This window comes from Bradyrhizobium sp. Gha (genome assembly GCF_900113735.1).
Classification (GTDB): Bacteria; Pseudomonadota; Alphaproteobacteria; order Rhizobiales; family Xanthobacteraceae; genus Bradyrhizobium.
Genome location: NZ_FOQM01000007.1, coordinates 127,398 through 149,189 on the forward strand (window position 1 = coordinate 127,398; position 21,792 = coordinate 149,189).

Annotated in this window: 24 protein-coding genes; 8 read left to right on the plus strand and 16 right to left on the minus strand. The window is 62.7% G+C overall.

Translation table 11 applies throughout. The annotated features are described in order from the left end of the window. Positions 1 to 92: 92 nt before the first annotated feature. From BM222_RS12445 to BM222_RS12480, 8 genes are all read right to left on the minus strand, one after another. Positions 93 to 1,262 (minus strand): iron-containing alcohol dehydrogenase, encoded by a 1,170-nt coding sequence (locus BM222_RS12445; RefSeq protein ID WP_092228644.1) that lies wholly within the window; start codon positions 1,260 to 1,262, stop codon positions 93 to 95. Between the two features lie 58 nt (positions 1,263 to 1,320). After that, positions 1,321 to 2,526, minus strand: coding sequence for an ABC transporter substrate-binding protein (locus BM222_RS12450; protein ID WP_244547100.1), 1,206 nt, complete (start codon positions 2,524 to 2,526; stop codon positions 1,321 to 1,323). Between the two features lie 107 nt (positions 2,527 to 2,633). Beyond that, entirely contained in the window at positions 2,634 to 3,641 is a 1,008-nt protein-coding gene (locus BM222_RS12455; RefSeq protein ID WP_092228543.1) for an NAD(P)H-dependent flavin oxidoreductase, read from the minus strand. A gap of 21 nt (positions 3,642 to 3,662) precedes the next feature. Continuing rightward, a complete protein-coding gene (locus BM222_RS12460; protein WP_092228544.1) occupies positions 3,663 to 4,850 on the minus strand; it encodes an acetyl-CoA C-acyltransferase in 1,188 nt (395 codons plus the stop codon). Positions 4,851 to 4,865: 15 nt separating this feature from the next. Further along, entirely contained in the window at positions 4,866 to 5,996 is a 1,131-nt protein-coding gene (locus BM222_RS12465) for an acyl-CoA dehydrogenase family protein (protein ID WP_092228545.1), read from the minus strand. A 23-nt stretch (positions 5,997 to 6,019) separates the two neighbouring features. Further along, a complete protein-coding gene (locus BM222_RS12470) occupies positions 6,020 to 7,201 on the minus strand; it encodes an acyl-CoA dehydrogenase family protein (protein ID WP_092228546.1) in 1,182 nt (393 codons plus the stop codon). A 12-nt stretch (positions 7,202 to 7,213) separates the two neighbouring features. Next, complete coding sequence (locus tag BM222_RS12475; protein ID WP_092228547.1) at positions 7,214 to 7,951, minus strand: SDR family oxidoreductase; 738 nt, start codon at positions 7,949 to 7,951, stop codon at positions 7,214 to 7,216. 162 nt (positions 7,952 to 8,113) lie between these two features. After that, complete coding sequence (locus tag BM222_RS12480; RefSeq protein ID WP_092228548.1) at positions 8,114 to 8,752, minus strand: 2-hydroxychromene-2-carboxylate isomerase; 639 nt, start codon at positions 8,750 to 8,752, stop codon at positions 8,114 to 8,116. Positions 8,753 to 8,957: 205 nt separating this feature from the next. Here BM222_RS12480 and BM222_RS12485 point away from each other — a divergent pair, with 205 nt between their 5' ends. Beyond that, on the plus strand, positions 8,958 to 9,449 hold the full coding sequence (locus BM222_RS12485; RefSeq protein ID WP_092228549.1) for a winged helix-turn-helix transcriptional regulator: 492 nt from the start codon (positions 8,958 to 8,960) through the stop codon (positions 9,447 to 9,449). A 276-nt stretch (positions 9,450 to 9,725) separates the two neighbouring features. Then, positions 9,726 to 10,481, plus strand: coding sequence for a dienelactone hydrolase family protein (locus BM222_RS12490; RefSeq protein ID WP_244547101.1), 756 nt, complete (start codon positions 9,726 to 9,728; stop codon positions 10,479 to 10,481). Between the two features lie 10 nt (positions 10,482 to 10,491). On the opposite strand, the gene BM222_RS12495 is transcribed toward BM222_RS12490, so the two are convergent. The 3 genes from BM222_RS12495 to BM222_RS41010 all read right to left on the minus strand — a co-directional run bounded on the left by BM222_RS12495 (position 10,492) and on the right by BM222_RS41010 (position 13,435). Continuing rightward, positions 10,492 to 11,211: a class I SAM-dependent methyltransferase gene (locus BM222_RS12495; RefSeq protein ID WP_092228550.1), complete on the minus strand. Its 720-nt coding sequence runs from the start codon at positions 11,209 to 11,211 to the stop codon at positions 10,492 to 10,494. A 160-nt stretch (positions 11,212 to 11,371) separates the two neighbouring features. Then, positions 11,372 to 13,066, minus strand: a complete 1,695-nt coding sequence (locus BM222_RS12500; protein ID WP_092228646.1) for a methyl-accepting chemotaxis protein — start codon at positions 13,064 to 13,066, stop codon at positions 11,372 to 11,374. Positions 13,067 to 13,267: 201 nt separating this feature from the next. After that, complete coding sequence (locus BM222_RS41010) at positions 13,268 to 13,435, minus strand: hypothetical protein (RefSeq protein ID WP_177243170.1); 168 nt, start codon at positions 13,433 to 13,435, stop codon at positions 13,268 to 13,270. A gap of 107 nt (positions 13,436 to 13,542) precedes the next feature. Here BM222_RS41010 and BM222_RS12505 point away from each other — a divergent pair, with 107 nt between their 5' ends. Then, positions 13,543 to 13,920, plus strand: a complete 378-nt coding sequence (locus BM222_RS12505) for a hypothetical protein (protein ID WP_092228551.1) — start codon at positions 13,543 to 13,545, stop codon at positions 13,918 to 13,920. Between the two features lie 349 nt (positions 13,921 to 14,269). Then, a complete protein-coding gene (locus BM222_RS12510; RefSeq protein ID WP_092228552.1) occupies positions 14,270 to 14,524 on the plus strand; it encodes a hypothetical protein in 255 nt (84 codons plus the stop codon). Here BM222_RS12510 and BM222_RS12515 read toward each other — a convergent pair. The 4 genes from BM222_RS12515 to BM222_RS12530 form a co-directional block, all read right to left on the minus strand. Next, positions 14,514 to 14,771 (minus strand): DUF6719 family protein, encoded by a 258-nt coding sequence (locus BM222_RS12515; RefSeq protein WP_092228553.1) that lies wholly within the window; start codon positions 14,769 to 14,771, stop codon positions 14,514 to 14,516. The two genes, BM222_RS12510 and BM222_RS12515, sit on opposite strands and share 11 nt — an antisense overlap. 241 nt (positions 14,772 to 15,012) lie before the next feature. Continuing rightward, entirely contained in the window at positions 15,013 to 15,720 is a 708-nt protein-coding gene (locus tag BM222_RS12520; protein WP_177243171.1) for an outer membrane protein, read from the minus strand. 285 nt (positions 15,721 to 16,005) lie between these two features. After that, positions 16,006 to 16,425 carry a hypothetical protein gene (locus BM222_RS12525; RefSeq protein ID WP_244547102.1) on the minus strand — a complete coding sequence of 140 codons (420 nt, stop codon included), beginning with the start codon at positions 16,423 to 16,425 and terminating at the stop codon, positions 16,006 to 16,008. A gap of 209 nt (positions 16,426 to 16,634) precedes the next feature. Next, positions 16,635 to 17,009, minus strand: coding sequence for a His-rich protein BRANT (locus tag BM222_RS12530; RefSeq protein ID WP_092228554.1), 375 nt, complete (start codon positions 17,007 to 17,009; stop codon positions 16,635 to 16,637). Between the two features lie 249 nt (positions 17,010 to 17,258). Here BM222_RS12530 and BM222_RS12535 point away from each other — a divergent pair, with 249 nt between their 5' ends. Further along, complete coding sequence (locus BM222_RS12535) at positions 17,259 to 17,801, plus strand: tetratricopeptide repeat protein (RefSeq protein WP_092228555.1); 543 nt, start codon at positions 17,259 to 17,261, stop codon at positions 17,799 to 17,801. Between the two features lie 116 nt (positions 17,802 to 17,917). Here BM222_RS12535 and BM222_RS12540 read toward each other — a convergent pair whose 3' ends face one another. Next, positions 17,918 to 19,471 carry a S10 family peptidase gene (locus BM222_RS12540; RefSeq protein WP_092228556.1) on the minus strand — a complete coding sequence of 518 codons (1,554 nt, stop codon included), beginning with the start codon at positions 19,469 to 19,471 and terminating at the stop codon, positions 17,918 to 17,920. 255 nt (positions 19,472 to 19,726) lie between these two features. Here BM222_RS12540 and BM222_RS12545 point away from each other — a divergent pair, with 255 nt between their 5' ends. The 3 genes from BM222_RS12545 (at position 19,727) to BM222_RS12555 (ending at position 21,760) form a co-directional block, all read left to right on the plus strand. After that, positions 19,727 to 20,506, plus strand: coding sequence for an NAD kinase (locus tag BM222_RS12545; protein ID WP_092228557.1), 780 nt, complete (start codon positions 19,727 to 19,729; stop codon positions 20,504 to 20,506). 99 nt (positions 20,507 to 20,605) lie between these two features. Further along, entirely contained in the window at positions 20,606 to 21,151 is a 546-nt protein-coding gene (locus tag BM222_RS12550) for a response regulator (RefSeq protein ID WP_008133731.1), read from the plus strand. Positions 21,152 to 21,181: 30 nt separating this feature from the next. Further along, positions 21,182 to 21,760, plus strand: coding sequence for an Hpt domain-containing protein (locus BM222_RS12555; RefSeq protein WP_092228558.1), 579 nt, complete (start codon positions 21,182 to 21,184; stop codon positions 21,758 to 21,760). Positions 21,761 to 21,792: the final 32 nt, after the last annotated feature.

Sequence of the window (21,792 nt, forward strand, 5' to 3'; positions counted from 1 at the left end):
GCCGATGCTCCTGTCTGATGATTTTTATCCTGCGCCTTCGTCTGCAAAACGGGGATGCGCGCGCCGTCTGGCTCCGCCAGAGGCAACGGCCTCTAAGCGGCCAGTTGAAGAATCTCGACGATGTCTTCCGGCCCCTTGATGGCTCTCGGGTTTGCTCGGGTGAATACCGACAGCATCGCATTGCGCCCGATCAGCTCAAACCTCTCTCCGGTCACACCGACTTCGGAAAGATGGCCAGGCAGTCCCAATCGACCGATAAACTGGGCGAAAACGTCGCCCGCCTCGGTCTCGGGTGCGTGCCAGGCCTCGGCGATTTTTCTCTGGGCCTTGTCCGTTACCGGTTGGTTGTATCGCAGCACGCTCGGCATCATAACCGCAGTACATAGATAGTGCGGGACATCGCAGGTGCCGCCCAGCACGTGTCCGATCGCGTGGCTGGCACCCATTGGAACGTGACACTGCAATCCAAAGGCGGACATCCAGGAACCAAGCTGGCAGAACTGCCGTGCCTCCAAATCATCTGGATTTTCCTTCGTGGCCAGCAGGCCGTCGTACAGATACTGCAAACCTCGCAGACATACGCTTTCCACCAGGGGATTGCCCTTCGGCGAGCAAACCGCTTCGATCCCATGATCCATTGCGCGGGTGCCTGATCCCAGCCACAGGGTCTGCGGGGTATGCCGCGTGATTTCCGGATCCAGGATGATCGATAGCGGCATCATCAAGGGATGGCTAAATATCTGCTTCAGCTTCCTGCGCGTATCCGTAACGAGCGTTCCGGAGTTGTACTCTCCACCTGACAGGGTGCTCGGGATCGCGATCATCCTCACCTTCGGAGCGCGAAATGGACCCGGTCGCGGCCCCTCCGGCGTTGAAACCAATTCGAATCCGTCGAGGCCGGATTCCTCCTCAATGTTGTGTTCAAGGCACATCAGGACGATCTTGGCGGCATCGACCACGGATCCGCCACCTACGGCAACGATCAGATCCGCCTTCGCCTCTGCGGCTTTGGCCGTTGCCGCAACCGCCGACGCACGCGTCGTATGTTGTGGGACGCCGTCGAAGGTATCGGCATATCTGCTGCCGAGCGCCTTGCGGATCTTCTCGATCTCATCGGTCTGAGTGTTCAGTGTTCTGCTGACGATCAGGAACACGCGTTTTGCACCAAGCCGCTCCGCTTCCTCGCGTAATGCTTGCCCAGCCGGCTTTCCGAAGATCACCTGGTCCATTCGCGGATATTGATGAAGGCCAATATTGGTCATGCTGTTCTCCATAGCGGGCACAGTTGCAAGGCCGGACGGCCGCTCGACGGCTCACGCTTCATTCGGAACTGGCGTCCAAAACTTCGCCGAACGGTTCCCAGCGGCTGCCATTCCAGCGCTGTAATTGCATCTGGCCCCAGATCATGTTGCTCGAATCGCTGGTATTCACCTCGATTCCGGGAAATGCCGTCGGGAGCACGAGATGGCTGAGCGATTTGGCCTGCTTGACGATGTTCTTTCGCGAAAGGTCATCGCCACACTGTCGAAGTATCCCTTCCAGAATCATGCCCTGCATGTAGCCGGTCAGATAGCTGGTGTTCTCGAAATCAGCGCCCTGCAGATACTTGGCAAAGAACGCCTTGAACGCCCGCACACCCTCGTCGTCGTTCCACCTCGCGTCCGTTGGATCCTTGTTAATGGTGCCGACGATGACGCCAGTGGAATTCTCCAGTCCTGCCGGCTTCAACGTGCCGCCGATCGATCCCGACGGAAAATTGATGATGATGTTGGCCTTCCAGCCGATCTCGGCCGCCTTGCGGATTGCCTGCGCGGCAAATTTCGGTGTGCCGGCAATGAACAGCGCCTCGGCGCCTGAGCTTTTGAGATTGACGACCTGGGAATCCACGGTCGGCTCGGTAACCTCATACGCTGCCGTGACAACACGCTTTTCGTAATCTCCCTTCAAGAACGATTTGAAGGCGTTGACGTAGTCCTTGCCGAGATCGTCGTTCTGGAAAAGGATCGCATATTTTGCGCCGGGCAACGCCTTGTCGAGGTACTTGGCGTAAATTCTTCCCTCCGTCTGGTAGCTGACCAGACCGGTCGTCGTCAGCGGATATTCGGCGATGTCGGTGAATTTGCTGGAACCACTGACGATCGCGATCGAAAGAACGCCTTTGGCCTTGAGATATTTTGCCGTCGCTGAATTCCCGGGAGTGCCGAGCTGGCTGAAGATGAATGATACTTCGTCACTTTCGACCAGCTTGCGGGCGTGCTCGACCGCTTTCGGCGGGCTGTAGGCGTCGTCCATCGCGATGTAATTGATCCTGCGGCCATTGATACCGCCGCGGTCATTGATCGACTGCACATAGGCCATGACACCCTTGCCGACCAGGCCGATCGAGGACGCGGGACCGCTGAATGGGAATATCCCGCCGATCTTGATTTCGGTTGGAGTCACGCCGGGTTCGTCGGCAGCCAGAGCGGACGTCGCGATCAGTGACGTGACCATACACGCGGCTAAGAAGCCGACTTTGATACTCATGTCTCTCTCCCTTTGCGCCGGTTCGAGCCGTGCGCTTTGCTTGTCAGGCTAATTGTTTCGAATAATCGGGTAGTCGCCGTTCGACGAAACGCCGCGAACGGCTTACTTCATGCGACCTTCATCGCCTTCGGCGGCTCCACGCCATCGAGGAAGCCGGTCAGCCGCTGGCAAATGATTTGCTCAGCCTCGACCATGATGCGATCGATCAATTCCTTCACGGTCGGGATGTCGTGGATCAGTCCGACCACCATGCCGCAGCTCCACGCCCCCGCATCCATCTGGCCGTCGACCATGACCTTCGGGTAAACGCCGGCCACCTGATCGAGGATGTCGTCGATCTTAAGGCTTGCGCCCTTTTCGCGCTCGATCTCCAGCAACTCGTCGACGCCCTTATTCCTGAGCACGCGCTCAGTGTTACGCAATGCGCGCATCACAAGAACGGTGTCGAGCTCGGTTGCCTTGACCAGCGCCTGCTTAACATTGTCATGGACCGGGGCTTCCTTGGTGGCGACGAAGCGCGTGCCCATGTTCATGCCGGAGGCGCCCATCGCAAGGGCGCCGACGAGGCTGCGTCCATCCGCCATGCCGCCAGAGGCGACGAACGGGATCTTCAGCTCATCCGCCGCCCGCGGCAGCAGGATCATGTTCGGGATGTCGTCTTCGCCGGGATGACCGCCGCACTCGAATCCGTCCACGCTGACGGCATCGCAACCGATCTTCTCCGCTTTGAGCGAATGCCGCACCGAGGTGCATTTGTGGATCACTTTGATACCGGCCGCCTTTAGCGCCGGCATATAGGCTTCCGGGCTGCGGCCCGCGGTCTCGACCGCCTTGATGCCGCCCTCGCGGATAGCGGCGATATATTCCGGATAAGGCGGATCCGACAATGTCGGCAGGAACGTCAGGTTCACGCCGAACGGCTTGTCGGTCATGTCGCGGCAGCGCGCTATTTCCTTCGCCAGCAATTCCGGCGTCCGCTGGGTCAGGCCGGTGATGATGCCGAGGCCACCGGCATTCGACACCGCGGCCGCGAGCTCGGCAAAGCCGACATAGTGCATGCCGCCCTGGATGATCGGATGCTGGATGCCGAACAGTTCAGTGATCGCTGTCTTCACGAAGATCTCCTGCTTTTCCGATCAGTGGATGATTTCAAACAAGCCGGCCGCACCCATGCCGCCGCCGATGCACATGGTCACCACGCCGTATTTCGCCTTGCGCCGCCGTCCCTCGAGCAGGAGGTGGCCGGTGAGGCGCGCGCCGGTCATGCCGTAGGGATGGCCGATCGCGATCGAGCCGCCGTTGACGTTCAACCTGGCGGGATCGATGCCGAGCTTGTCGCGGCAATAGATCACCTGCACCGCATAAGCCTCGTTGAGCTCCCAGAGATCGATGTCGTCGATCTTCAGATTGTGACGCTGCAACAGCCGTGGGATCGCGGCCACCGGGCCGACGCCCATCTCGTCCGGCTCGACGCCGGCGGCGACGAAGCCGCGGAAGATGCCGAGCGGCTTGAGGCCCTTCTTCGCCGCGATCTTGTCGCTCATGATGACGCAGGCCGAAGCGCCGTCAGACAGCTGGCTGGCATTGCCTGCACTGATGGTCTTGCCCTCGAACACCGGCTTGATCTTGGCGAGGCCGTCCGCCGTGGTGTCGGGACGCGGGCCTTCGTCCTTTGCCAAGGTCACCTGCTGGTAGGAGACCTGCTTGGTGTCCTTGTCGAGCACGGCCATCTTGGTCGTGATCGGGATGATCTCGTCGTTGAAGCGGCCGCCTTGCACGGCGGCGCCGACCCGACGCTGGCATTCGAGACTGTATTCGTCCTGCTTGTCCCGGCCGATCTTGTAGCGCTCGGCGACGATTTCGGCTGTCTCCAGCATCGACATGTACATCTCCGGCTTCATCGCCATCAGCTCTTCATCGACGGCGTGGAACCTGTTCATGTGGTCGTTCTGGACGAGGCTGATCGACTCGATGCCGCCGCCGATCGCGATCTCGACGCCGTCGAGCATCACCGAGCGCGCGGCAACGGCGATCGCCTGCAGGCCCGAGGCGCACTGGCGATCGATCGTCGTGCCGGCAACCGTCACCGGCAGGCCGGCACGGATCGCGCCCTTGCGCGCGACGTTCATCACCATGGTGCCTTGCTGCATCGCGCAGCCCATCACCACGTCCTCGACCTCGCCCGGCGCGATGCCGGCGCGCTTCACGGCCTCGGCCATCACGTGACCCGCCAGCGTCGGCCCGTCGGTGTTGTTGAGCGCGCCGCGATAGGCCTTGCCCACGCCGGTACGGGCGGTGGAAACGATCACTGCATCAGGTGTCATGTTTGCCTCTCTGGATCAGGCGGCCGCGCCGAGCTGCGCGTAGCGCAGCACGTGGTAGGCGGGATCGCCGAACTGGATGTTGATCGCGGAAATCCGCTTGAAGTAGTGACCGACATTGAGCTCGTCGGTCATGCCCATGCCGCCGTGGATCTGCACGGCCTGATCGGCGACGAACTTGCCCGCATAGCCGATCTTTGACTTGGCGCCTGAGGCGAGCCGCGAGATACCCGCCTCGCCTGCGCCGAGGCTGAGATTGAGATGCTGCATCAGGGACAGCGCCTCCTGATGCGCGATAAACATGTCGACCATCCGGTGTTGCAGCACCTGGAACGCGCCGATGGTCACGCCGAACTGCTTGCGCGTCTTGGAATAGTCCAGCGTTGCGTCGTTCAGCTCGCCGATCGCTCCGACCATCTCGGCGCAAAGCGCGCCGATCGCGCGGTCGCGGCAGGCTTCCAGCGCAGCGACGCCCTCGCCCTCCCCGCCAAGCAGCTCGCCGCGGACATTGTTCAGGCTGATCTCGGCGGCCCGGCGGCCGTCGATGGTCCTGAAGCTCTGGAGATGCAGATTGGCCGCGTGGCGGTCGACCACGAACAGGCTGACGCCGCTGCGGTCATGGCGATGTCCAGAGGTTCGGGCGGAGACGATCAGGCGGTTCGCCCAGGGCGCGCCGATCACCGCAGCTTTCTCGCCGCTGAGGACGTAGTCCTGCCCTTCGCGGCGAGCCGCAGTGGTGACATCAGCCGGATCGAAGCGCGATCCCTTCTCGGTCGTGGCCAACGCCCAGATGCTCGTTCCGTCGGCGATACCAGGGATCAGCACCTGCTTCTGCGCCTCCGATCCCAGCCGCTCGATCAAGCCGCCGGCGAGCACGATCGTCTCGACGAACGGTTCGACCACGAGATGGCGGCCGAACTCGTGCATGATGATCATGGTCGACAGCTCGCCGCCGCCGAGGCCACCGACGCTCTCCGAGAACGGTGCAGCGAGCAGACCGAGCTCGGCAAACTCCTGCCATTGCTGGCGGCTCCAGCCCTCCTCGCTGGCGACGATCTTGCGCCGCGCGTCGAAATCATAGCGATCGCGCAGCAGGCGCCGGACGCTGGACCGCAGCAATTCCTGCTCTTCCGTGAACTGGATGTCCATCCGATCCTCTCCTGGCTTAGCCGTCAGAGTCCGAGCACCGCTTTGGCGATGATGTTGCGCTGGATCTCGTTCGAGCCGCCGTAGATCGAGAGCTTGCGCGAATTGAGATATTTCTCCGACGCGGTGTGGCCGTAATCCGGTCCCGGCACGAAATGGTTGGCGCTGCCCGGGTGCTCGCGGATGGCGAGGCCGTAATTGCCGATCGCGCGATGGGTCAGCGCGGTGATGTCCTGGAAGATCTCGGTGCCGCGGATCTTGAACAGCGAAGCCGCCGGTCCGGGATCGATTCCGCGAGCCATTTGCGCGACGACGCGCAGCTCCGTTGCTTCCAGTGCCAACACGTCGAGCTCAACGCGGGCAATTTCTCTGATGAATTCGAGGTGCGCCGGGTCGTCTTGCGGGATCTCCGCCTCGACGATCGCTTTCAGCTTCGCGATGTAGCGCGTCGAGCGACCGATGCCGGCCATGCTGGTGCGCTCATTGCCGAGCAGGAACTTGGCGTAGGTCCAGCCCCTGTTCTCTTCGCCGATCAGGTTTTCGACGGGCACCCGGACGTTCTCGAGGAAGACGTCGTTGACCTCATGCGAGCCGTCGATGGTGATGATCGGACGCACGGTGACGCCAGGCGACTTCATGTCGATCAGCAGAAACGAAATGCCGGATTGTGGCTTCGAGGCCGGATCGGTCCGCACCAGGCAGAAGATCCAGTCGGCGTGCTGGGCCAGCGTGGTCCAGGTCTTGTGACCGTTGACGATGTAGTGGTCGCCGTCGCGCAAGGCCTTGGTGCGGACGGTAGCGAGGTCCGAGCCAGAGCCGGGTTCGGAATAGCCCTGGCACCACCAGTCCTCGCCCGAGAGGATGCGCGGCAGAAATTTCTTCTTCTGGGCCTCGTTGCCAAAGGTGTAGATCACCGGGCCGACCATGGTGACGCTGAATGCCAAAGGCGGCATCGTGCCGGCGCGGCTGGTCTCCTGCTCGAAGATGAAGCGGCGGGTGATGGACCAGCCGGGCCCGCCATATTCCTTCGGCCAGAGCGGCGCGACCCAGCCCTTCTTGTGCAGGATGCGATGCCAGAGCAGCATCTGCTCCTTGGAGAGATCGGTCTCCGGATTAGGAACCCGCATTTCGGCCGGATAGTTGTCCTTGATGAAAGCGCGGACTTCGTCGCGAAACGCCGCGTCTTCGGGAGATAGCGCGAGCTCCATTGGACTCCCCTCTTACCACTTCTCGCCGAACGGACGGATCTCGAGCTCGAACGTCCAGGCGCTCTTGGGCTGCTGATAGAGCTGCCAATACGACGTCGCCACCGAGGCGGGTGGCATCAGAAAGTCCGGATTGTCCAATGCATTGGGGCCGAGCGCTTCGAGCCGGCGCTGCCGTACCCATTCAGTATCGACGCCCGAGTCGATGATAAGATGGGCGACATGGATGTTCTTCGGCCCGAGTTCACGGGCCATCGCCTGCGCAACCGCTCGCAACCCGAACTTGGCGCTGGCAAAAGCGGCATAGCCGGAACCGCCGCGCAAGCTCGCAGTCGCGCCCGTGAAGAAGATGTTGCCCTCACCACGCGGCAGCATCAGCCGCGCCGCCTCGCGTCCGGCAAGGAAGCCGGAATAGCAGGCCATTTCCCAGACCTTTCTGAACACGCGTTCAGTGGTCTCCAGGATCGGGAAATTGACGTTGGCACCGATGTTGAAGATGCAGACCTCAAGCGGAGCGTGCTTGTCCGCGTCGTTCAGGAAGGAGATGATCTCATCCTCCTTGCGCGCGTCGAGCGAGCGGGCGTGAATCTCGCCGCCGGCAGCTTCAATGTCCTTGACGAGCGGCGCGAGCTTGTCGCCGTTGCGACGGCCTGCAAACACCGTGAAGCCTTCAGCGGCGAATTTCTTGGCGATCTCGCCGCCAATGAAGTCACCGGCGCCGATCACCGCAACCGTCCTGTTTCTCTTCTGCATGTGACTTCTCCTGCCTTTGAAGTTGAAGCGATCTCGCCCGGCCTCAATTTCGGAGCGATTCCGCCAGCTTGTGGGTTGTCGCAGTCTGATGCCAGTTCGCCGATGACACCTCCCGTTGACAGGCCCTTTACGGGCTCAGTTCTTTCTCGCGGCTACGCACCGTCAGGCGCTCTTTTGCTGTTGCGCGGCTGATTGCGCGAGGATTTCGCCCTCGACGTCGCGCAGGCTGTCCTTGCCAAAATAGATCTCGTTGCCGACGAAGAACGTTGGAGAACCGAAGGTGCCGCGGGCCACGGCGTTGCTGGTATTCTCGATCAGCTTTTTCTTGACGTCGTCCTGCTGAGCGCGCGCCGCGATGCGATCGATATCCAGCCCGGATGACAGGAACGCATCGCGAAACACCTGCGTGTCGTCCATCTTCTTGGGCTCGACCCACATGTGATGATATGCCGCGCGGAAATAGGGCTCGAACACCCCCTCGAATTCGGCCGCCACGGCGCCGCGCATGAGCGCGAGCGTATTCACGGGGAAGAACGGGTTCATCCTGAATTTAGTGATGTTGTGGCGCCGCAGGAAACGCTCGGTCTCGAGCGCATTGTATTCCGGCTTGTTCTTGATCCCCCGCAGCGACTCCGCCGGCGACATGTTCCCGGTCGCCTTGTAGACGCCGCCAAGCAGCACCGGCACGTAATCGAACTTGACTCCCGTTCGCCGCTCGATCGCGGGCAGCACGAGCTCGGCCAGGTAGGCGTTAGGGCTCCCGAAATCGAAATGAAACTCGACCTTGAGCGGAGCTGCCATGGAAACGCCCTTCCCTTTAAAGGCGGCGATTGCCGCTCGCCCGATTTATCGTGCGACGAGTCCTAAAGTTCTATTTTAGAACTGTCAATATGATAATCATCATTCAATCGCATCGGGCCTGCTGGGAATGCGGCATCCTATTGAAATTTAGTGAGTTCTGTTTTAGAATTTATTTTCGGAAGCCGTAGATTCGTTGGAGTCGCTGATGAAATGGGATGCCCTCGAAGAGGAGCCGTGCTCGCTGGCGCGCACTGTGGCGGTCATCGGCGACCGCTGGAGCCTGCTTATCCTGCGCCAATGCTTTCTTCGGGTCCGCAGATTTGACGAATTCCAGTCATCACTGGGCGTGACCAGACACCTGCTCGCCGACCGGCTTAAGAAGCTCGTTCGCTTCGGCGTGCTCCGCAAATCGCCCTATCAGGAAGCGCCGAAGCGCTACGAATATATCCTGACGCAGAGGGGTCTCGACCTATATCCGATCATCATGTCAATCGTGCACTGGGGCAACGTCCATATGGTCGATTCGCGTGGGCGTCCGTTGCTGCACGAACACAAGAGCTGCCACAAAATGTTCGACCCAGTCATGATCTGCTCAGAATGTGGCGAGCCACTGACGGCGAAGGCAGTCCGCGTGCATCAAGGTCCCGGAGCGCGACAATCGTCCCCGATGCACGCGAAGGATCCGGAAAAGCATTGACGCATCTCGCAAGAGCAAGGCTGGTCGTGTGCCGAGCCACGGTATCTGGCATATGCTTCGCGAGTCAGACGAGCCAGCGTCCAGGCGATCGAAACGTCCGAGAGTTCGAAACCGCATTTCTTGCCCATCGCGACAAGTTTGTCGTTGAAACATAGACTCACATTGAACGCCCAGCAATGTAAGCTCGCTTTAAAGAGCGAGCTCCGGGAAATGTCGCAAGGGCAATATAGACGCGAAGCAGTCACATCGGACAACGTTTCTCCTGCGAGCCCGCAGATGATCAGCCGACGCGCGGCTCTGGCCGCTTTCGCAGCACTGCTGTCCCCAGTCCCCGCACGCGGCGCGCCGGCCGAGCAGTTCGAGGTCACAAGCGGCCAGGACAGCTTGCTGGTGTCGCGCTATGCAGCGACCGCCGAGGGAAAGCGTCCCGCCGTGATCGCGCTGCACGGCGCCCGCGGCATCGAGATCAGGCCCCGCGCCTATGAGCGATATGCAGATGCACTGACGGCAAAGGGCATCGATACCTATTTTCTCCGCTACATGACGGCGGACGACATGGCCGCATTGACGTCCACCTCGCATAAGATCCGCGAAGCCTATGAGACGACGCGGTACGACGGATGGGCCGATACGGTCGCTGCGACAGTGACGACCGTCCTCGGTCGGTCCGATTGTTCGGGGCGCGTCGGCCTGCTCGGCTTTTCGCTGGGCAGCTACGTCGCCGCCGCGGCCGCCGCGCGCGACACGCGCACCGCCGCACTCGCCGTGCTGTATGGCGGGATGCCCAAGGCCATGGCCGCCAAGGTCAAGCACTTGCCGCCGCTGATCGCGCTGCACGGCGAAGCCGACAAGAACGTCCCGATCGAGCAAGGTCGGCAGCTGGTCGCGATCGGCAAGTCCGTCGGCGCCGAGACCGAATTCGTACCCTACCCCGGCAAGGCCCACGGCTTTGACTTCTCCGAGACCGATCCGATGGCTCAGGATGCGATCGGTCGTGTCACGCGGTTCTTCCAGGCCAAACTCGCTGCCTGAATCGATCGGCTCAAGCCGGCTTCTGCCACTCCATGATGTGGAAATACGGCACGCGGCGATGACTGGCGATCCTCGCGGGATCGCCTGCCGTGGGCTGTGGTTCAACGAACAGGCGCAACTGGAGGCCCTGATCGAGCAGCAGGGTCATATAGGTGCTGAGTGGACGGTGCCAGTTCTGGACACGGATGCCGCTCCAGCTGACCCAGATCGGCCGCTCGTCCATGTAGTGATCGATCGAAAAACGTGCGACGCCTTCGCCGTCGCGCGTCCAGCCGTCGGGCTGGCCTGCGGTGTTGAAGCTCGTCAGGTTGACGATCAGCAATGTGCCGCCAGGCCGCAGCGCCGCCGCCATCTTCGCGATCGCAGCCGCGAGGTCGGGCATGTCGATCAGGCTGAGATAGCTGACGACGAGATCGAAATTCCCATCGACCTCCATCGTCTCGGCACGGCCGAGCCGGTAATCGCCATCGGGGTCGAGCTCTTTGGCGCGCGCGAGCAGCGCATCGGTCGGATCGATACCGGTGGTGCGGATGCCTGCGCGCTGCATGATCCGGCAAAAGCGGCCCTCGCCGCAGCCGACGTCCAACGCACGGCGGAAGCCGCGTCCTTCGATGCGCGCCCGCATCGGCGCATCAAGCACGCACCGGCGGCCATAGTCACCATCCTCACCCTGCTCGACGATCCAGGCGGCCGCAGAGGCGCTCCAGCCGTCGCCGACATCCTCGCTCATTGCACCACCCTCGGGAAAGGAGTTGGCCGCTCGCATCGCGGGACGGCTACTGACCACAGATTGGATCAGAGTACAACATGAGGTAGCAGCGCTGCTGCCGCAACAGAATCTGCGGCGTGCCGGCGGCACGAGGCCGCCGGACTTTGGACATCGAGCGGGCTCAGGCCGCGCGCACGGTCCGCAGGAATTTGCCGACTTCGTCCTTCAGCCGGGTGCTGTCGGTCGCCAGCATCTTCGCGGTCGAGAGCACCTGCGAGGACGCCGAGCCGGTCTCGGCCGCGCCGCGCTGGACGTCCGTGATGTTGGTCGAGACCTGCTGGGTGCCGTGCGCGGCCTGCTGCACGTTGCGCGAGATTTCCTGGGTTGCGGCGCCCTGCTCCTCGACGGCTGCGGCAATGGTCGAGGACACCTCCGACAGCCGCTCGATGGTGGCGGAGATGTCGCGGATCGCCGTCACCGATTCCTGGGTGGCGTTCTGGATGCCGGAGATCTGCTGGCTGATCTCGCCGGTCGCTTTCGCGGTCTGCTCGGCCAGCGTCTTCACCTCGGAGGCGACGACGGCAAAACCGCGGCCGGCCTCACCGGCGCGCGCCGCCTCGATGGTGGCATTCAGAGCGAGCAGATTGGTTTGGCCCGCAATGGTGTTGATCAGCTCGACAACGTCGCCGATCCGCGTCGCCGCGATCGAGAGCTCGCTGACGCGGTCGGTGGTGGCGCGGGCCTGGTTGACGGCTTCGCTCGCCATCCGCGCGGATTCCTGCACCTGCCGGCTGATCTCGTTGACCGAAGACGACAATTCCTCCGTGGCGGTCGCAACCGACTGGACGTTGCTGGTGGCCTCGCCCGAGGCGACCACGACGACGGAGGTCAGCTCCTGGGCGCGGTGCGCGGTGCTGGCCAGCGTTGAGGACGACGCCTCGAGCTCGGTGGAGGCAGATCCGACAGTATCGATGATCTCGCCGACCGCGCGCTCGAAGCCATCGGCGAGGTTGACCATGTCGCGGCGGCGCTGCTCGGCGGCCTGCCTCTCGGCTTCCACCTGCGCGGCCTTGAGCCGCTCGACCTCGATCGCGTTGGTCTTGAACACCTCGACCGTCTTGGCCATCTCGCCGATCTCGTCGCGGCGGTCTTTCTCGGGCACTTCGGTCTTCAGATCATTGCGCGCCAGGCCCTCCATCGCGAGCTTGAGCCGGGCGATCGGCCGGGACATCGCCACGAGACCGATGAAGAGCGCGATTGCGATGCCGATGATCAGGCCGCCGGCGCTGACGCTCAATACGGTCCAGATCGCGGATTTGGCCTCGCCCTCGATGGCTTCCTTGCGCTGGGTCACGGCTTTGGCCGTGTGCGTGAACTTGGCAACGCGTTCAAGGGCCGCATCGATCAGCGGGTCACACTCCTTGTGAGCACGATCAGCCGCCTTGACATTGTCGTCCGGGGTACGCGCGGCCGCGCCGGCCTGGAGCACCGGATCGCAGCCCGCAAAGACGGCCTTCAACTGCTCGCCGACGCTCCTCGTTTCGGCCGCGCGCGCCGGCTCGTCCTGCTCCGCAGCGGTCAGATATTGGCCGATTTCATCGCGGTTCTGGTCCGCGATTCTGAGGCGATTGGCGTTGCCAGCCTCGGTCGTCTCGGTGAACACGGCATAGAGCGCGGCGTGATAGGTCTCGATACGGCGCTGGGCGCGTATGAGGTTGAGGGAAGCAGACTGCATCGCTGTGACTTCGCTGAAGCCGTCGACCGTCGCCGACAGCTCGCGAATGGCAAAGGCGGCAACCGCAAGCAGGGAAATGCCCATCACCGTCACGATCAGCCCAACTTTCAATACGATCTTCAAGTTATTCAAAATGCTCATCGCAGCCGCCTTCAAACGCTTGGTTCCAGCAGTGGAACTCCCACTGCCCGCATTGGAACCGAAGAAAATTAACATTTGATAGAAAATGTCGTGAATGCCATTAGGGGAAAATACCCAGTCAGGCACGTCAGTAAGGCTGGCGTAAGCTTGAGCCTACTTACAAGGCGTTCTGCGATCCGCAAACGGCCATTCGCGCCCGCACTAGCGATCCCGGGAGACCTCGTGGCCGTCATCGGTCCGGGCTTGAGCGCGCACCAGATCCTCGACGAAGGCGATCACCCGCGCCCGCTTCTCCGGCGGGAGTGACAGAAAGGCGCGCACGAGCCGCAGGCCCTGCGCTTCGTTTGACGGGTCGGCCGTGGAGTCCATCGGTCCAATGTCAGACGTCCGGGAAAAATATGCAACCCCCCTGGCTCGCACCGTGCTTGATTCGCGGCCTCGGCTTTGGTGGAATAGCGCCAACAGGGTGGTGGATCATGAAGTGGATCAGGGAGCGCGACGCACTGATCGCGCAAACACTGGCCTTCGTGCAATCGGTGTCCGGCAAGAAGGACGATCTCCGTCAGCGGAATAACGCTCCGGCTACGCCGGTCCTGGCGGCGAAGTTCGTCTCCGCCGAGCCGGCGACCGCCGCGGTCGAGCCGCAGGAGGCCGAAGCGGCGCCGCAGCCCTTTCCTGTACCTCCGCCCCGGCGCGGCGACGATTTCCGCAGCGAGATGCAGGCACGTATCGCCAGCTTCAGACAGCATCAGGAGCGCTTCGAGCGCGAGCGTGAGGAATATTGTGCGGCGACCCTAAGCAGGCTCCGCGCCGCGATCAGTGACCCTTCCCTCCGTCCGGAAGCCGACAAGTGAGGCTGCCGCCTCGCGGCCCCAAAGACCTTGGAGCCGACACCTTCGTGCCAAGACCTTACAGCCAAGACCAAACCAGCCAGAGATTAGCCGCGCAGGCGCTGAATAGTCCCAGCGTCAGTGGCAGGAGCATGTGCCCGCAGCAGGTTTTCAGGTCGGTCGTCATGGCCGGAAACATCCGCTGATTCCGCCAAATGAGTCCCTAAGTTTCTTTTTCTTGGGATTCAGGACTCGTTAAGGACTCAGGGCCCGGCTGAAACTGAACCGCATCACCGGCCTCATCACGGCCCCGTGATCGAACCGGAACCGCTCGACCGGTGAAGCCGTTAACGCGCTTTCCGGAGCAGAAAGCATGCCCTACGCCCTGTTCTGCAACGACAGCCAGATCAGCAAAGCTTATCCGGATGAAGCCGACGTCTGGAAGCTCGCGCAACGGAGCGGCCTGGTCGTGGACATCGGCACCGACGATGAGCGGCCCGGTCCGCGAAGGGTGCTCGACAACGACTACGAGATCAAATCCTGCCGGGCCGCCCAAGGCGAGGACCCCGCCCAGAACAAGGCGGACGCCGACCGGGAATCCGGGATGGAGCTTCTGCTCAATTCGTAAGGTCTGGCAGAGGCGCGATGGCCAGAGAGGCCTGCTCACCCGCCATCGCGACACAGGCCTTGCGGCGGTGCAGCCCGCGGATCGCCCCGGTCACCTTCAGTACCTTGCCGGGCGGACAGGAGGCGTCCTTCACGAAGGCGACCTCGTAAGGTGCCAACATCAGCGGCTCGGATTTGAGGATTGTTTGGGCAGAACACGGCACGGCGATCAAGCATGAGACCACCACCAGCGACGCCAACATACGCATGTCCGTTGTCCCACCAGCCCGGCAATTCAGTAATAACGCTTTCCAGAGCGCGAGTTCCGTAAGCCGCAAAAATTATTTTTGCTTTACTCGATCCCCATGACACGCCTGAGAAAGCGCGCGCCGGACTGTTCGCCTGCAAATGACGCGCCAGATGGTTCACGCAATCCAAACAACTCGGCCAAACGAAAGGCCGGCGGGAAGCCGGCCTTTCTCAAATCGTTGTCGTGCTCGTCCGGTCGGCTCAGTAATGAGAGGCCGCGGGACCGCCCCAGCCGAAACGGTAGTTCACACCGACCTTGACGGTATGCTCGTCGTCCCGACCGCGGACGCCGACGATGTCGGCCGGACCCGACGTGAAGGTGGTGTTGCCGAAATTATAATACTGGTATTCGGCTTTGGCCGACCAGTTCGGCGCGAACATGTATTCGAGGCCGGCGCCGACGGTGTAGCCGTCCTTGTTGTTGCCCGTGGCGGTGAAGGTCTGCGGCACGCCGGCGATATTGACGCCGAGGCCGCCATTGCGCCAGGCGTAGCCGCCCTTGGCGTAGAGCAGCGTCGGACCCCAGGTGTAGCCGATGCGGCCGGTCACCGAGCCGAGCTGGTCGGTGTTGGAGGTCACCTGCGTGCCCAGCGGGAACGTGACACCGTTGTTGTTGGTCGGCAGCCAGGAATACTGGGCCTCGATACCCAAGACCCAATTGGGCGCGAATTGATAGTCGAAGCCGCCCTGCACGCCGCCCATGAACCGGGCGTCGCTGGATCGGAAGGTGGTGTCGCCGGCGAAGGCGCCGCCGACATGACCGCCGATGTAGAAGCCGGTCCAGTTGTAGATCACCTGCGGCGGCGTGTAGGCCGGAGCCTTGGTGTAGGTGCGCGGCTGCATGTCGGCTGCGGCCGCCGGTCCGGCCAGCGCGAGCAGAGCTGCTGCACCGAGCAAAATCGCTTTCATGGCTATCCCCGTTCTTTCATTTACGACACTCGGGAAACAACGTGGCGTGAATTGGGTTGCTTCGCGGCAATGCCGGAACGTTGATCGTTCGTGACTGTGACAGAGCGGCAACATCGCGATTTTGTTCCGTCACGACCGCACCACAGACCAAATTTTCGTCCGCACGGGTCTTGCCGCCACAATCTGTCGCGAAGCAAAAGCAGCTCGTTCAAAGCTCGCCAAAACGTGATGCAGCGGCTCCGGCGGCTGATCTCCTAGCACCACCAGGTGAAGGTGGGCTTTGCGCTATCGCGTCATCTTTTCCAGTTCCGGAAAGGGTGCGTAAACCGCACCGGCGCAGAGCTCGCTGGCGTGCTCGATGACGCGATCGGCCCGGCCATTGACGTAGATGATGGCGCGCTCGCGCATCGTCTTGTAGCTGCCGTCGGTCTCCCGCGGCGTGAAGTGCAGGCAACTGACATAGAACTGCCGGCCACCGACTTCCCGCAGCACCGGATCGGCCATGCTGGCGTCGCGCACACCGACGGGGTTGTTGACATAGCTGCGCATCAGGGCCAGCGCATCGCCACGAAAATTGTCGGGAAACGGCTGAGGCCCTCCGGCCTGGGTGCCCTCCATCAGGGACGGTCGGTCGCCATCACTGCCACAGGCGGTGAGCGCCAAAGGCAGCACCAGGATCGCCGCGCGTTTCGCCAATCGCCCCAAGGAATCAAACTCTCCTGCCACCCGCTTCGGAAGATGTTCTAGCCCCAAGGTTGCGCAAAGGGAATTCGCTTCCACCAGCTTGCAGACAGCGCACCGGCCCGCCGCCAGCACCTCGCGCTTTCGCGCCAGGCATGACGAACGGGCCGGGCCTGAACTCCACGGGAGACGACGGGGCAATGCCAGGGATGCCGTCTCGCCAGGATCAGAGGTTAGCTGCGCTTCTCGGTGGTCACCGGCTTGGTGAGACCCGACTGCGTCTTCAGCGACTTCTTGGCTGACAGATGCTTGTGGTGATGGCGATGCGTCCGCACCATCTTGTGCTCGTCGGGCGTGACCGCGGCGTTCGCATTCATCGCCTTGGTCTTGGTATCGACCTTGGCATCAGCCTTCACATCGGCCTTTGCACCCGATTTGATGTCGGCGGTCTTCGCGTCGGGCTTGACGGCACTGGTCGAGATCTTGCTCTGCGTCTGGTCCGCCTTGATCACCGGCGCTGTCGTCGTGGTCTTGCCGGCTTCAGCGGCGAAGGCCGGGGCTGCGATGACGGAAGCTGCGAGCAAGGCTGCGGAAATGGTCTTCAACATGGTGGTCTCCTCTTGGGAAGATCTTGAGGCGGCGCCCTCTCGCCAACTCTTCGATCATGGAGGAGAGCCTAGATGGCGCGCGCTGAACCCGTTCTGAAGCGCATGGCCAGCTTCCGTTCATCTGGATGACAAGTTTGTCATCTTTGCCCGGAATTCGGCCGGGGGCGGCCGGGAATGTTTTTGCCGGCCGGGTGTTCCGGTCTTTGGGCAATCGTGTAGGATCGCCACGTTCCATACGGGAGAACTTTTATGCGCAAACTCTCAACGCTTCTTGTGCCGGGACTTGTCGCCATGAGCTTGGCGGCCGGGCCGGCTCTGACCAGCGCCTATGCGGCGGGGAGTGACGAGCCCTCCTCGCCACCGAAGTCGGACACCTCGACCAAGAAGGGCAAGAAGAAGAGCTCCTCCGTCAGCGATCCCAAATTCCTGGCGGCCTATCGCACCGCCTACACCACGATCTACGACAAGCATGACTATACGGATGCGATCGGCCAGCTGAAGCAGCTCAACCGCGACGACGTCGCTGACGTTGCCAACCTGATCGGCTACTCGTATCGCAAGCTCGGCGACTACCAGTCGTCGAAGATCTATTACGAGATCGCGCTGAAGGACGATCCGAACCACGTTCGCACCTGGCAGTATTACGGCCTCTGGCAGCTCGAGCAGGGCAACCGCGAGCAGGCGCAGTACCATCTGAACAAGATCGCCTCGCTCGCTGGCATCGACAGCTCCGAGTATCGCTCGCTCGCCGCTGCGCTCGACAAGCCGACCGGCGCGACGCTGGTCTACTGAGACAATCGGACTTGCACGGCGCCAACGGGCACGACCTTAACGGTTGTGCCCGTTCTGCCTTCCCGGCTAGCCTTGCCCCGAGATGGCGCGCCGCCATCCATCACGCAGGAAACGCCCTACTCCCTGATCAACGCCTCGACCTCGCTGCGAAACGCCTGCCGCGAGCCGTTGCGCGAATAGAACATGTGACCGCCGGGATAGACGACGAACTTCACGCGCGACGTCGCGAACGCCGGCAGTTGATCGAGCGCTCGCTGGGTGCCGAAATAGGGCGTGGCGAGATCAAATAGCCCGTGAGCGACCAGCACGTTCAGCTTCGCATCGGTCGCGAGGATCTGGCGCAGCTCCGACAGCGATTGCGGCGGGTTGATGCCGCCGCCGAAATCCCAGTTGTGCTCGACGGAGCCGTTGAGAACCTCATAGGAGCCATCGGGCCGCCAGTTGAGTTTTCTCGTCAGAACGTCGACCGCCGCGCTCGTCAGCGGCGCCTGCAACGCATCGCCCGAGGGATCGCCGAACCGCGAGCTACTCGAATCCGGATAGGGATCGAGACCGCGCACCGAAGCATCGTAGCGTCCGGTTACCATGCCATTCTTGCGGTCGAGCTCGCGGCGGAATTCGCCGACGTCGAAGCGGCCGGCGAGCCTGCGGCTCACCGCCTTATCGATGCCGGTGAGCTCGGCGACCCTGTCGGCCAGGCGATTGGTCGCATCCCTGTCCGCCTCGCCCTTGACGAGATCGGCTAAAAATTCGCCGCGCGCATAAGCCTCCACATCGGCGAGATCCGCGCGCTTGACCGGTCCCTTGGCTTCGCGCGCCACCGCCACATAGCTCGGCAATGTCGCGACATATTGCAGGAGGCTCGTCCCCGTGAACTCGCGGAAGTCAAGCAATGGCGACACCAGGATCAATCCCCTGACGCCGACGCCGTGCTGAAGCTGCAGCTGGCGCACGACCTTTGGCCCGCGAATGCCGCCATAGCTCTCGCCAGCAACGTATTTTGGCGAGGTCAGCCGGTTGTGCTTCTCGAGCCAGCGGCGGATCACGAGCGCTATTGAATTGACGTCACCGTCGACCGAATAGAACCGTTTTCGCGCATCCTCGCCGCTCGCCAGGACGCGGCTGTAACCGGTGCCGACGGGATCGATGAAAACGAGGTCGGTGAAGTCGAGCCAGGTCTCCGCGTTCGGCTTCACCTCAGGCGAGGCCGATGGCGCCAGCCCCTCGCCATCCAGCGGCAGCCGCCACGGCCCGACAGCGCCGAACTGAAGCCACGCCGACGAGGCGCCGGGCCCGCCGTTGAACAGGAACGTCACCGGGCGCGTGCCGCGATCGGCGCAGTCGAGTTCGTAAGACGTGGTGGCGATGTCGGCCAGCGGATCGCCCTTGTCGTCGAACACGCGGATTGAGCCAGCGGTCGCAGCGAAGTTGAGCGTTCGACCGGGCAGATTGAGGGTCTGCTTGGTCGTCGAATCCGCGGGCAGACGACGATCGGAAGCCGAAACCTGCGTCGCATTCTGTGCGTTGCCGGCGCGCCCGCCCTTTTGTCCAGCGGGCGCCGCCGCCTCGCTGCGCGACTGCGGCGGATCGTCGGCGCGCGCTGGGCCTGCGAGCGCGAAAAGCGACAGCGCCAGCACCAGTCTCGTCCGGCGCAGCAAAGACAACCTCATGACCATGCCTGTTCTCCCCTGCCCTGCTCGCGGCGCGTCTGTCGCCGATTTAGCCGCCGATTACGACGGTTTGGGGGATCGAGGGCCCTGGATGGGCGCCCCCCGCCCATTGGCCCGGCTTTTGTCCGCAACCACGGCGCCTCCACGACATCAGCGATTGCTTTGTCGGGCCGTGATCCTCGACAATGCAGGCCAAGGTCGTATAGACGACCTCGGTGGAATTTTCTCGAGCCTGCGAACACCTGCCTGGGAGCCATGACCAAGCCATCGCGATACGACCGGATCGCCTTCGTCGCCAGCCCGGGCAGCGAAGCACAGGCCGCCTTCGGCCAGCTCACCGAGCAATATGGCAATTGCGCGCCGAACGAAGCCGACGTCGTGGTGGCGCTCGGCGGCGACGGGTTGATGCTGCAGACGCTGCACCAGCACATGCATACGGGAAAGCCGATCTACGGCATGCACCGCGGCACGGTCGGCTTCCTCATGAACGAATACTCGACGGTCGACTTGCGCGCCCGGCTGGAAGCTGCGCAGGAATCCGAGATCAATCCGCTGCTGATGCGCGCGACCGACGTCGAAGATCGTGTTCACCTGTATCATGCCATCAACGAGGTCGCGCTGTTCCGGCAGACCTACCAGGCGGCGCGCCTGCGTATCCTGATCGACGAGCGCGAACGCATGGCTGAGCTGATCGCCGACGGCATCATGGTGGCGACGCCGGCCGGCTCGACAGCCTACAATCTGTCTGCGCAGGGCCCGATCTTGCCGATCAACGCCGCATTGCTGGCGCTGACGCCGATCAGCGCTTTCCGCCCCCGCCGCTGGCGCGGCGCGCTGCTGCCCAACACGGCCTACGTCGTGATCGAGGTGCTGGAAGGGGACAAGCGCCCGGTCGCCGCGGTCGCCGACCACGACGAGGTGCGCGATGTCCGCCGCGTCGAGGTGCTTGCCGACCGGACGATTTCGATGCGGATGCTGTTCGATCCAGGCCACAGCCTGGAAGAGCGTATCCTCCGCGAGCAATTCGGCGCCTGAACCGCCCAGCCGGCACCCTGCCGGGGGCCCGGTCGCAACGCTTCGTTAACCCTCGGCGCGATATGGTTAACGAAGGTTGACCGCTTTGGCCCGGGCGTCATGTTTCGCATCGACTTCAACAAGCTGCGCTTTCTCGTCTGCGACGACAATCCGCACATGCGCCGCATCCTGCGGACGCTGCTGCATTCGTTCGGCGCGCGCGAGGTCTACGAAGCCGAGGACGGCGCCACCGCGCTGGAAATGTACAGCCATTACGTGCCCGACATCGTCATTACCGACTGGGCAATGCCGATCTTCGACGGGCTCGAACTCGCACAGATGATCCGGCAGCCGGAATCCAAGGGCAACCCCTACGCACCGATCATCATGCTGACGGGTCACTCCGAGAAGCGCCGCGTCACCGTCGCGCGCGATGCCGGCGTCACCGAATTCCTGGCCAAGCCGATCTCGGCCAAGGGCCTCTATCAACGTATCCTCAACGTGGTCGCCAGTCCCCGGCCCTTCATCAAGACCAAGACCTATTTCGGCCCGGACCGGCGCCGCAACACCAACTCGGCCTATATGGGCCCGGAGCGCCGCGTCGGCGAAAAGCACGAGGTGCTCCAGCAGCCTTCTCTGCTCGACAAGGCCCGCTCTTCCATCTAGCGCAACGTCTCCTACGACGAGGCAGGCATCATGGCGAAGAACAGCGCGAAAGACATCGACGTCAAGGCCTTCGCCACGCACCATGTCATCACGCAACCCAACCCGCTGCGTAAAGTTTTGCGTCGGGTCGAAGAGAAAGACATGGACGATCCGGTCGGCCGCGCCGAGCAGGCGCTGGCGGGCCTTGCCGGCGAGTTCAAGGACTGGATGGCGACCGAGGTCAATCGGCTCTCGGCAGCCTATGTCGCCATCCGCAACGACGGGTTCACCAAGGCACGGCGCGACGAGTTGTTTCACGCGGCGCACGACATCAAGGGCGACGCCGCCACGTTCGGCTTTCCGGCTGCGGCGGGTGTGGCCGAAAGCCTGTGCCGGGTCATCGAGCACGCGCCTGATATCGAGAAGGTGCCGGCCGAGCTGTTCACGCACCACGTCAACGCGATCCTCGCCATCGTGCACGAGAACACCAGGCTCGACAGCATCAGCGTCTCCGCCGAGCTCAGCCGTCGCCTGCGCAAGGTCGCCGACGATTACCTCGCCGACGTCAACCGCGACCGTCCCGAGCACCTCGAAATAATCATGGCGCCGAGCATCGTGCCGGCGGAGTAGCTAACTCCGCTCTTTCCTCTCGTCATTGCGAG

Excerpts from the sequence above, each read along its gene's own strand:
- BM222_RS12445 (WP_092228644.1), bottom strand. The coding sequence starts at position 1,262 with ATGACCAATATTGGCCTTCATCAATATCCGCGAATGGACCAGGTGATC.
- BM222_RS12450 (WP_244547100.1), bottom strand. The coding sequence starts at position 2,526 with ATGAGTATCAAAGTCGGCTTCTTAGCCGCGTGTATGGTCACGTCACTG.
- BM222_RS12460 (WP_092228544.1), bottom strand. The coding sequence starts at position 4,850 with ATGACACCTGATGCAGTGATCGTTTCCACCGCCCGTACCGGCGTGGGC.
- BM222_RS12465 (WP_092228545.1), bottom strand. The coding sequence starts at position 5,996 with ATGGACATCCAGTTCACGGAAGAGCAGGAATTGCTGCGGTCCAGCGTC.
- BM222_RS12470 (WP_092228546.1), bottom strand. The coding sequence starts at position 7,201 with ATGGAGCTCGCGCTATCTCCCGAAGACGCGGCGTTTCGCGACGAAGTC.
- BM222_RS12475 (WP_092228547.1), bottom strand. The coding sequence starts at position 7,951 with ATGCAGAAGAGAAACAGGACGGTTGCGGTGATCGGCGCCGGTGACTTC.
- BM222_RS12480 (WP_092228548.1), bottom strand. The coding sequence starts at position 8,752 with ATGGCAGCTCCGCTCAAGGTCGAGTTTCATTTCGATTTCGGGAGCCCT.
- BM222_RS12485 (WP_092228549.1), top strand. The coding sequence starts at position 8,958 with ATGAAATGGGATGCCCTCGAAGAGGAGCCGTGCTCGCTGGCGCGCACT.
- BM222_RS12490 (WP_244547101.1), top strand. The coding sequence starts at position 9,726 with ATGATCAGCCGACGCGCGGCTCTGGCCGCTTTCGCAGCACTGCTGTCC.
- BM222_RS12495 (WP_092228550.1), bottom strand. The coding sequence starts at position 11,211 with ATGAGCGAGGATGTCGGCGACGGCTGGAGCGCCTCTGCGGCCGCCTGG.
- BM222_RS12500 (WP_092228646.1), bottom strand. The coding sequence starts at position 13,066 with ATGAGCATTTTGAATAACTTGAAGATCGTATTGAAAGTTGGGCTGATC.
- BM222_RS41010 (WP_177243170.1), bottom strand. The coding sequence starts at position 13,435 with ATGGACTCCACGGCCGACCCGTCAAACGAAGCGCAGGGCCTGCGGCTC.
- BM222_RS12505 (WP_092228551.1), top strand. The coding sequence starts at position 13,543 with ATGAAGTGGATCAGGGAGCGCGACGCACTGATCGCGCAAACACTGGCC.
- BM222_RS12510 (WP_092228552.1), top strand. The coding sequence starts at position 14,270 with ATGCCCTACGCCCTGTTCTGCAACGACAGCCAGATCAGCAAAGCTTAT.
- BM222_RS12515 (WP_092228553.1), bottom strand. The coding sequence starts at position 14,771 with ATGCGTATGTTGGCGTCGCTGGTGGTGGTCTCATGCTTGATCGCCGTG.
- BM222_RS12520 (WP_177243171.1), bottom strand. The coding sequence starts at position 15,720 with ATGAAAGCGATTTTGCTCGGTGCAGCAGCTCTGCTCGCGCTGGCCGGA.
- BM222_RS12530 (WP_092228554.1), bottom strand. The coding sequence starts at position 17,009 with ATGTTGAAGACCATTTCCGCAGCCTTGCTCGCAGCTTCCGTCATCGCA.
- BM222_RS12535 (WP_092228555.1), top strand. The coding sequence starts at position 17,259 with ATGCGCAAACTCTCAACGCTTCTTGTGCCGGGACTTGTCGCCATGAGC.
- BM222_RS12540 (WP_092228556.1), bottom strand. The coding sequence starts at position 19,471 with ATGAGGTTGTCTTTGCTGCGCCGGACGAGACTGGTGCTGGCGCTGTCG.
- BM222_RS12545 (WP_092228557.1), top strand. The coding sequence starts at position 19,727 with ATGACCAAGCCATCGCGATACGACCGGATCGCCTTCGTCGCCAGCCCG.
- BM222_RS12550 (WP_008133731.1), top strand. The coding sequence starts at position 20,606 with ATGTTTCGCATCGACTTCAACAAGCTGCGCTTTCTCGTCTGCGACGAC.
- BM222_RS12555 (WP_092228558.1), top strand. The coding sequence starts at position 21,182 with ATGGCGAAGAACAGCGCGAAAGACATCGACGTCAAGGCCTTCGCCACG.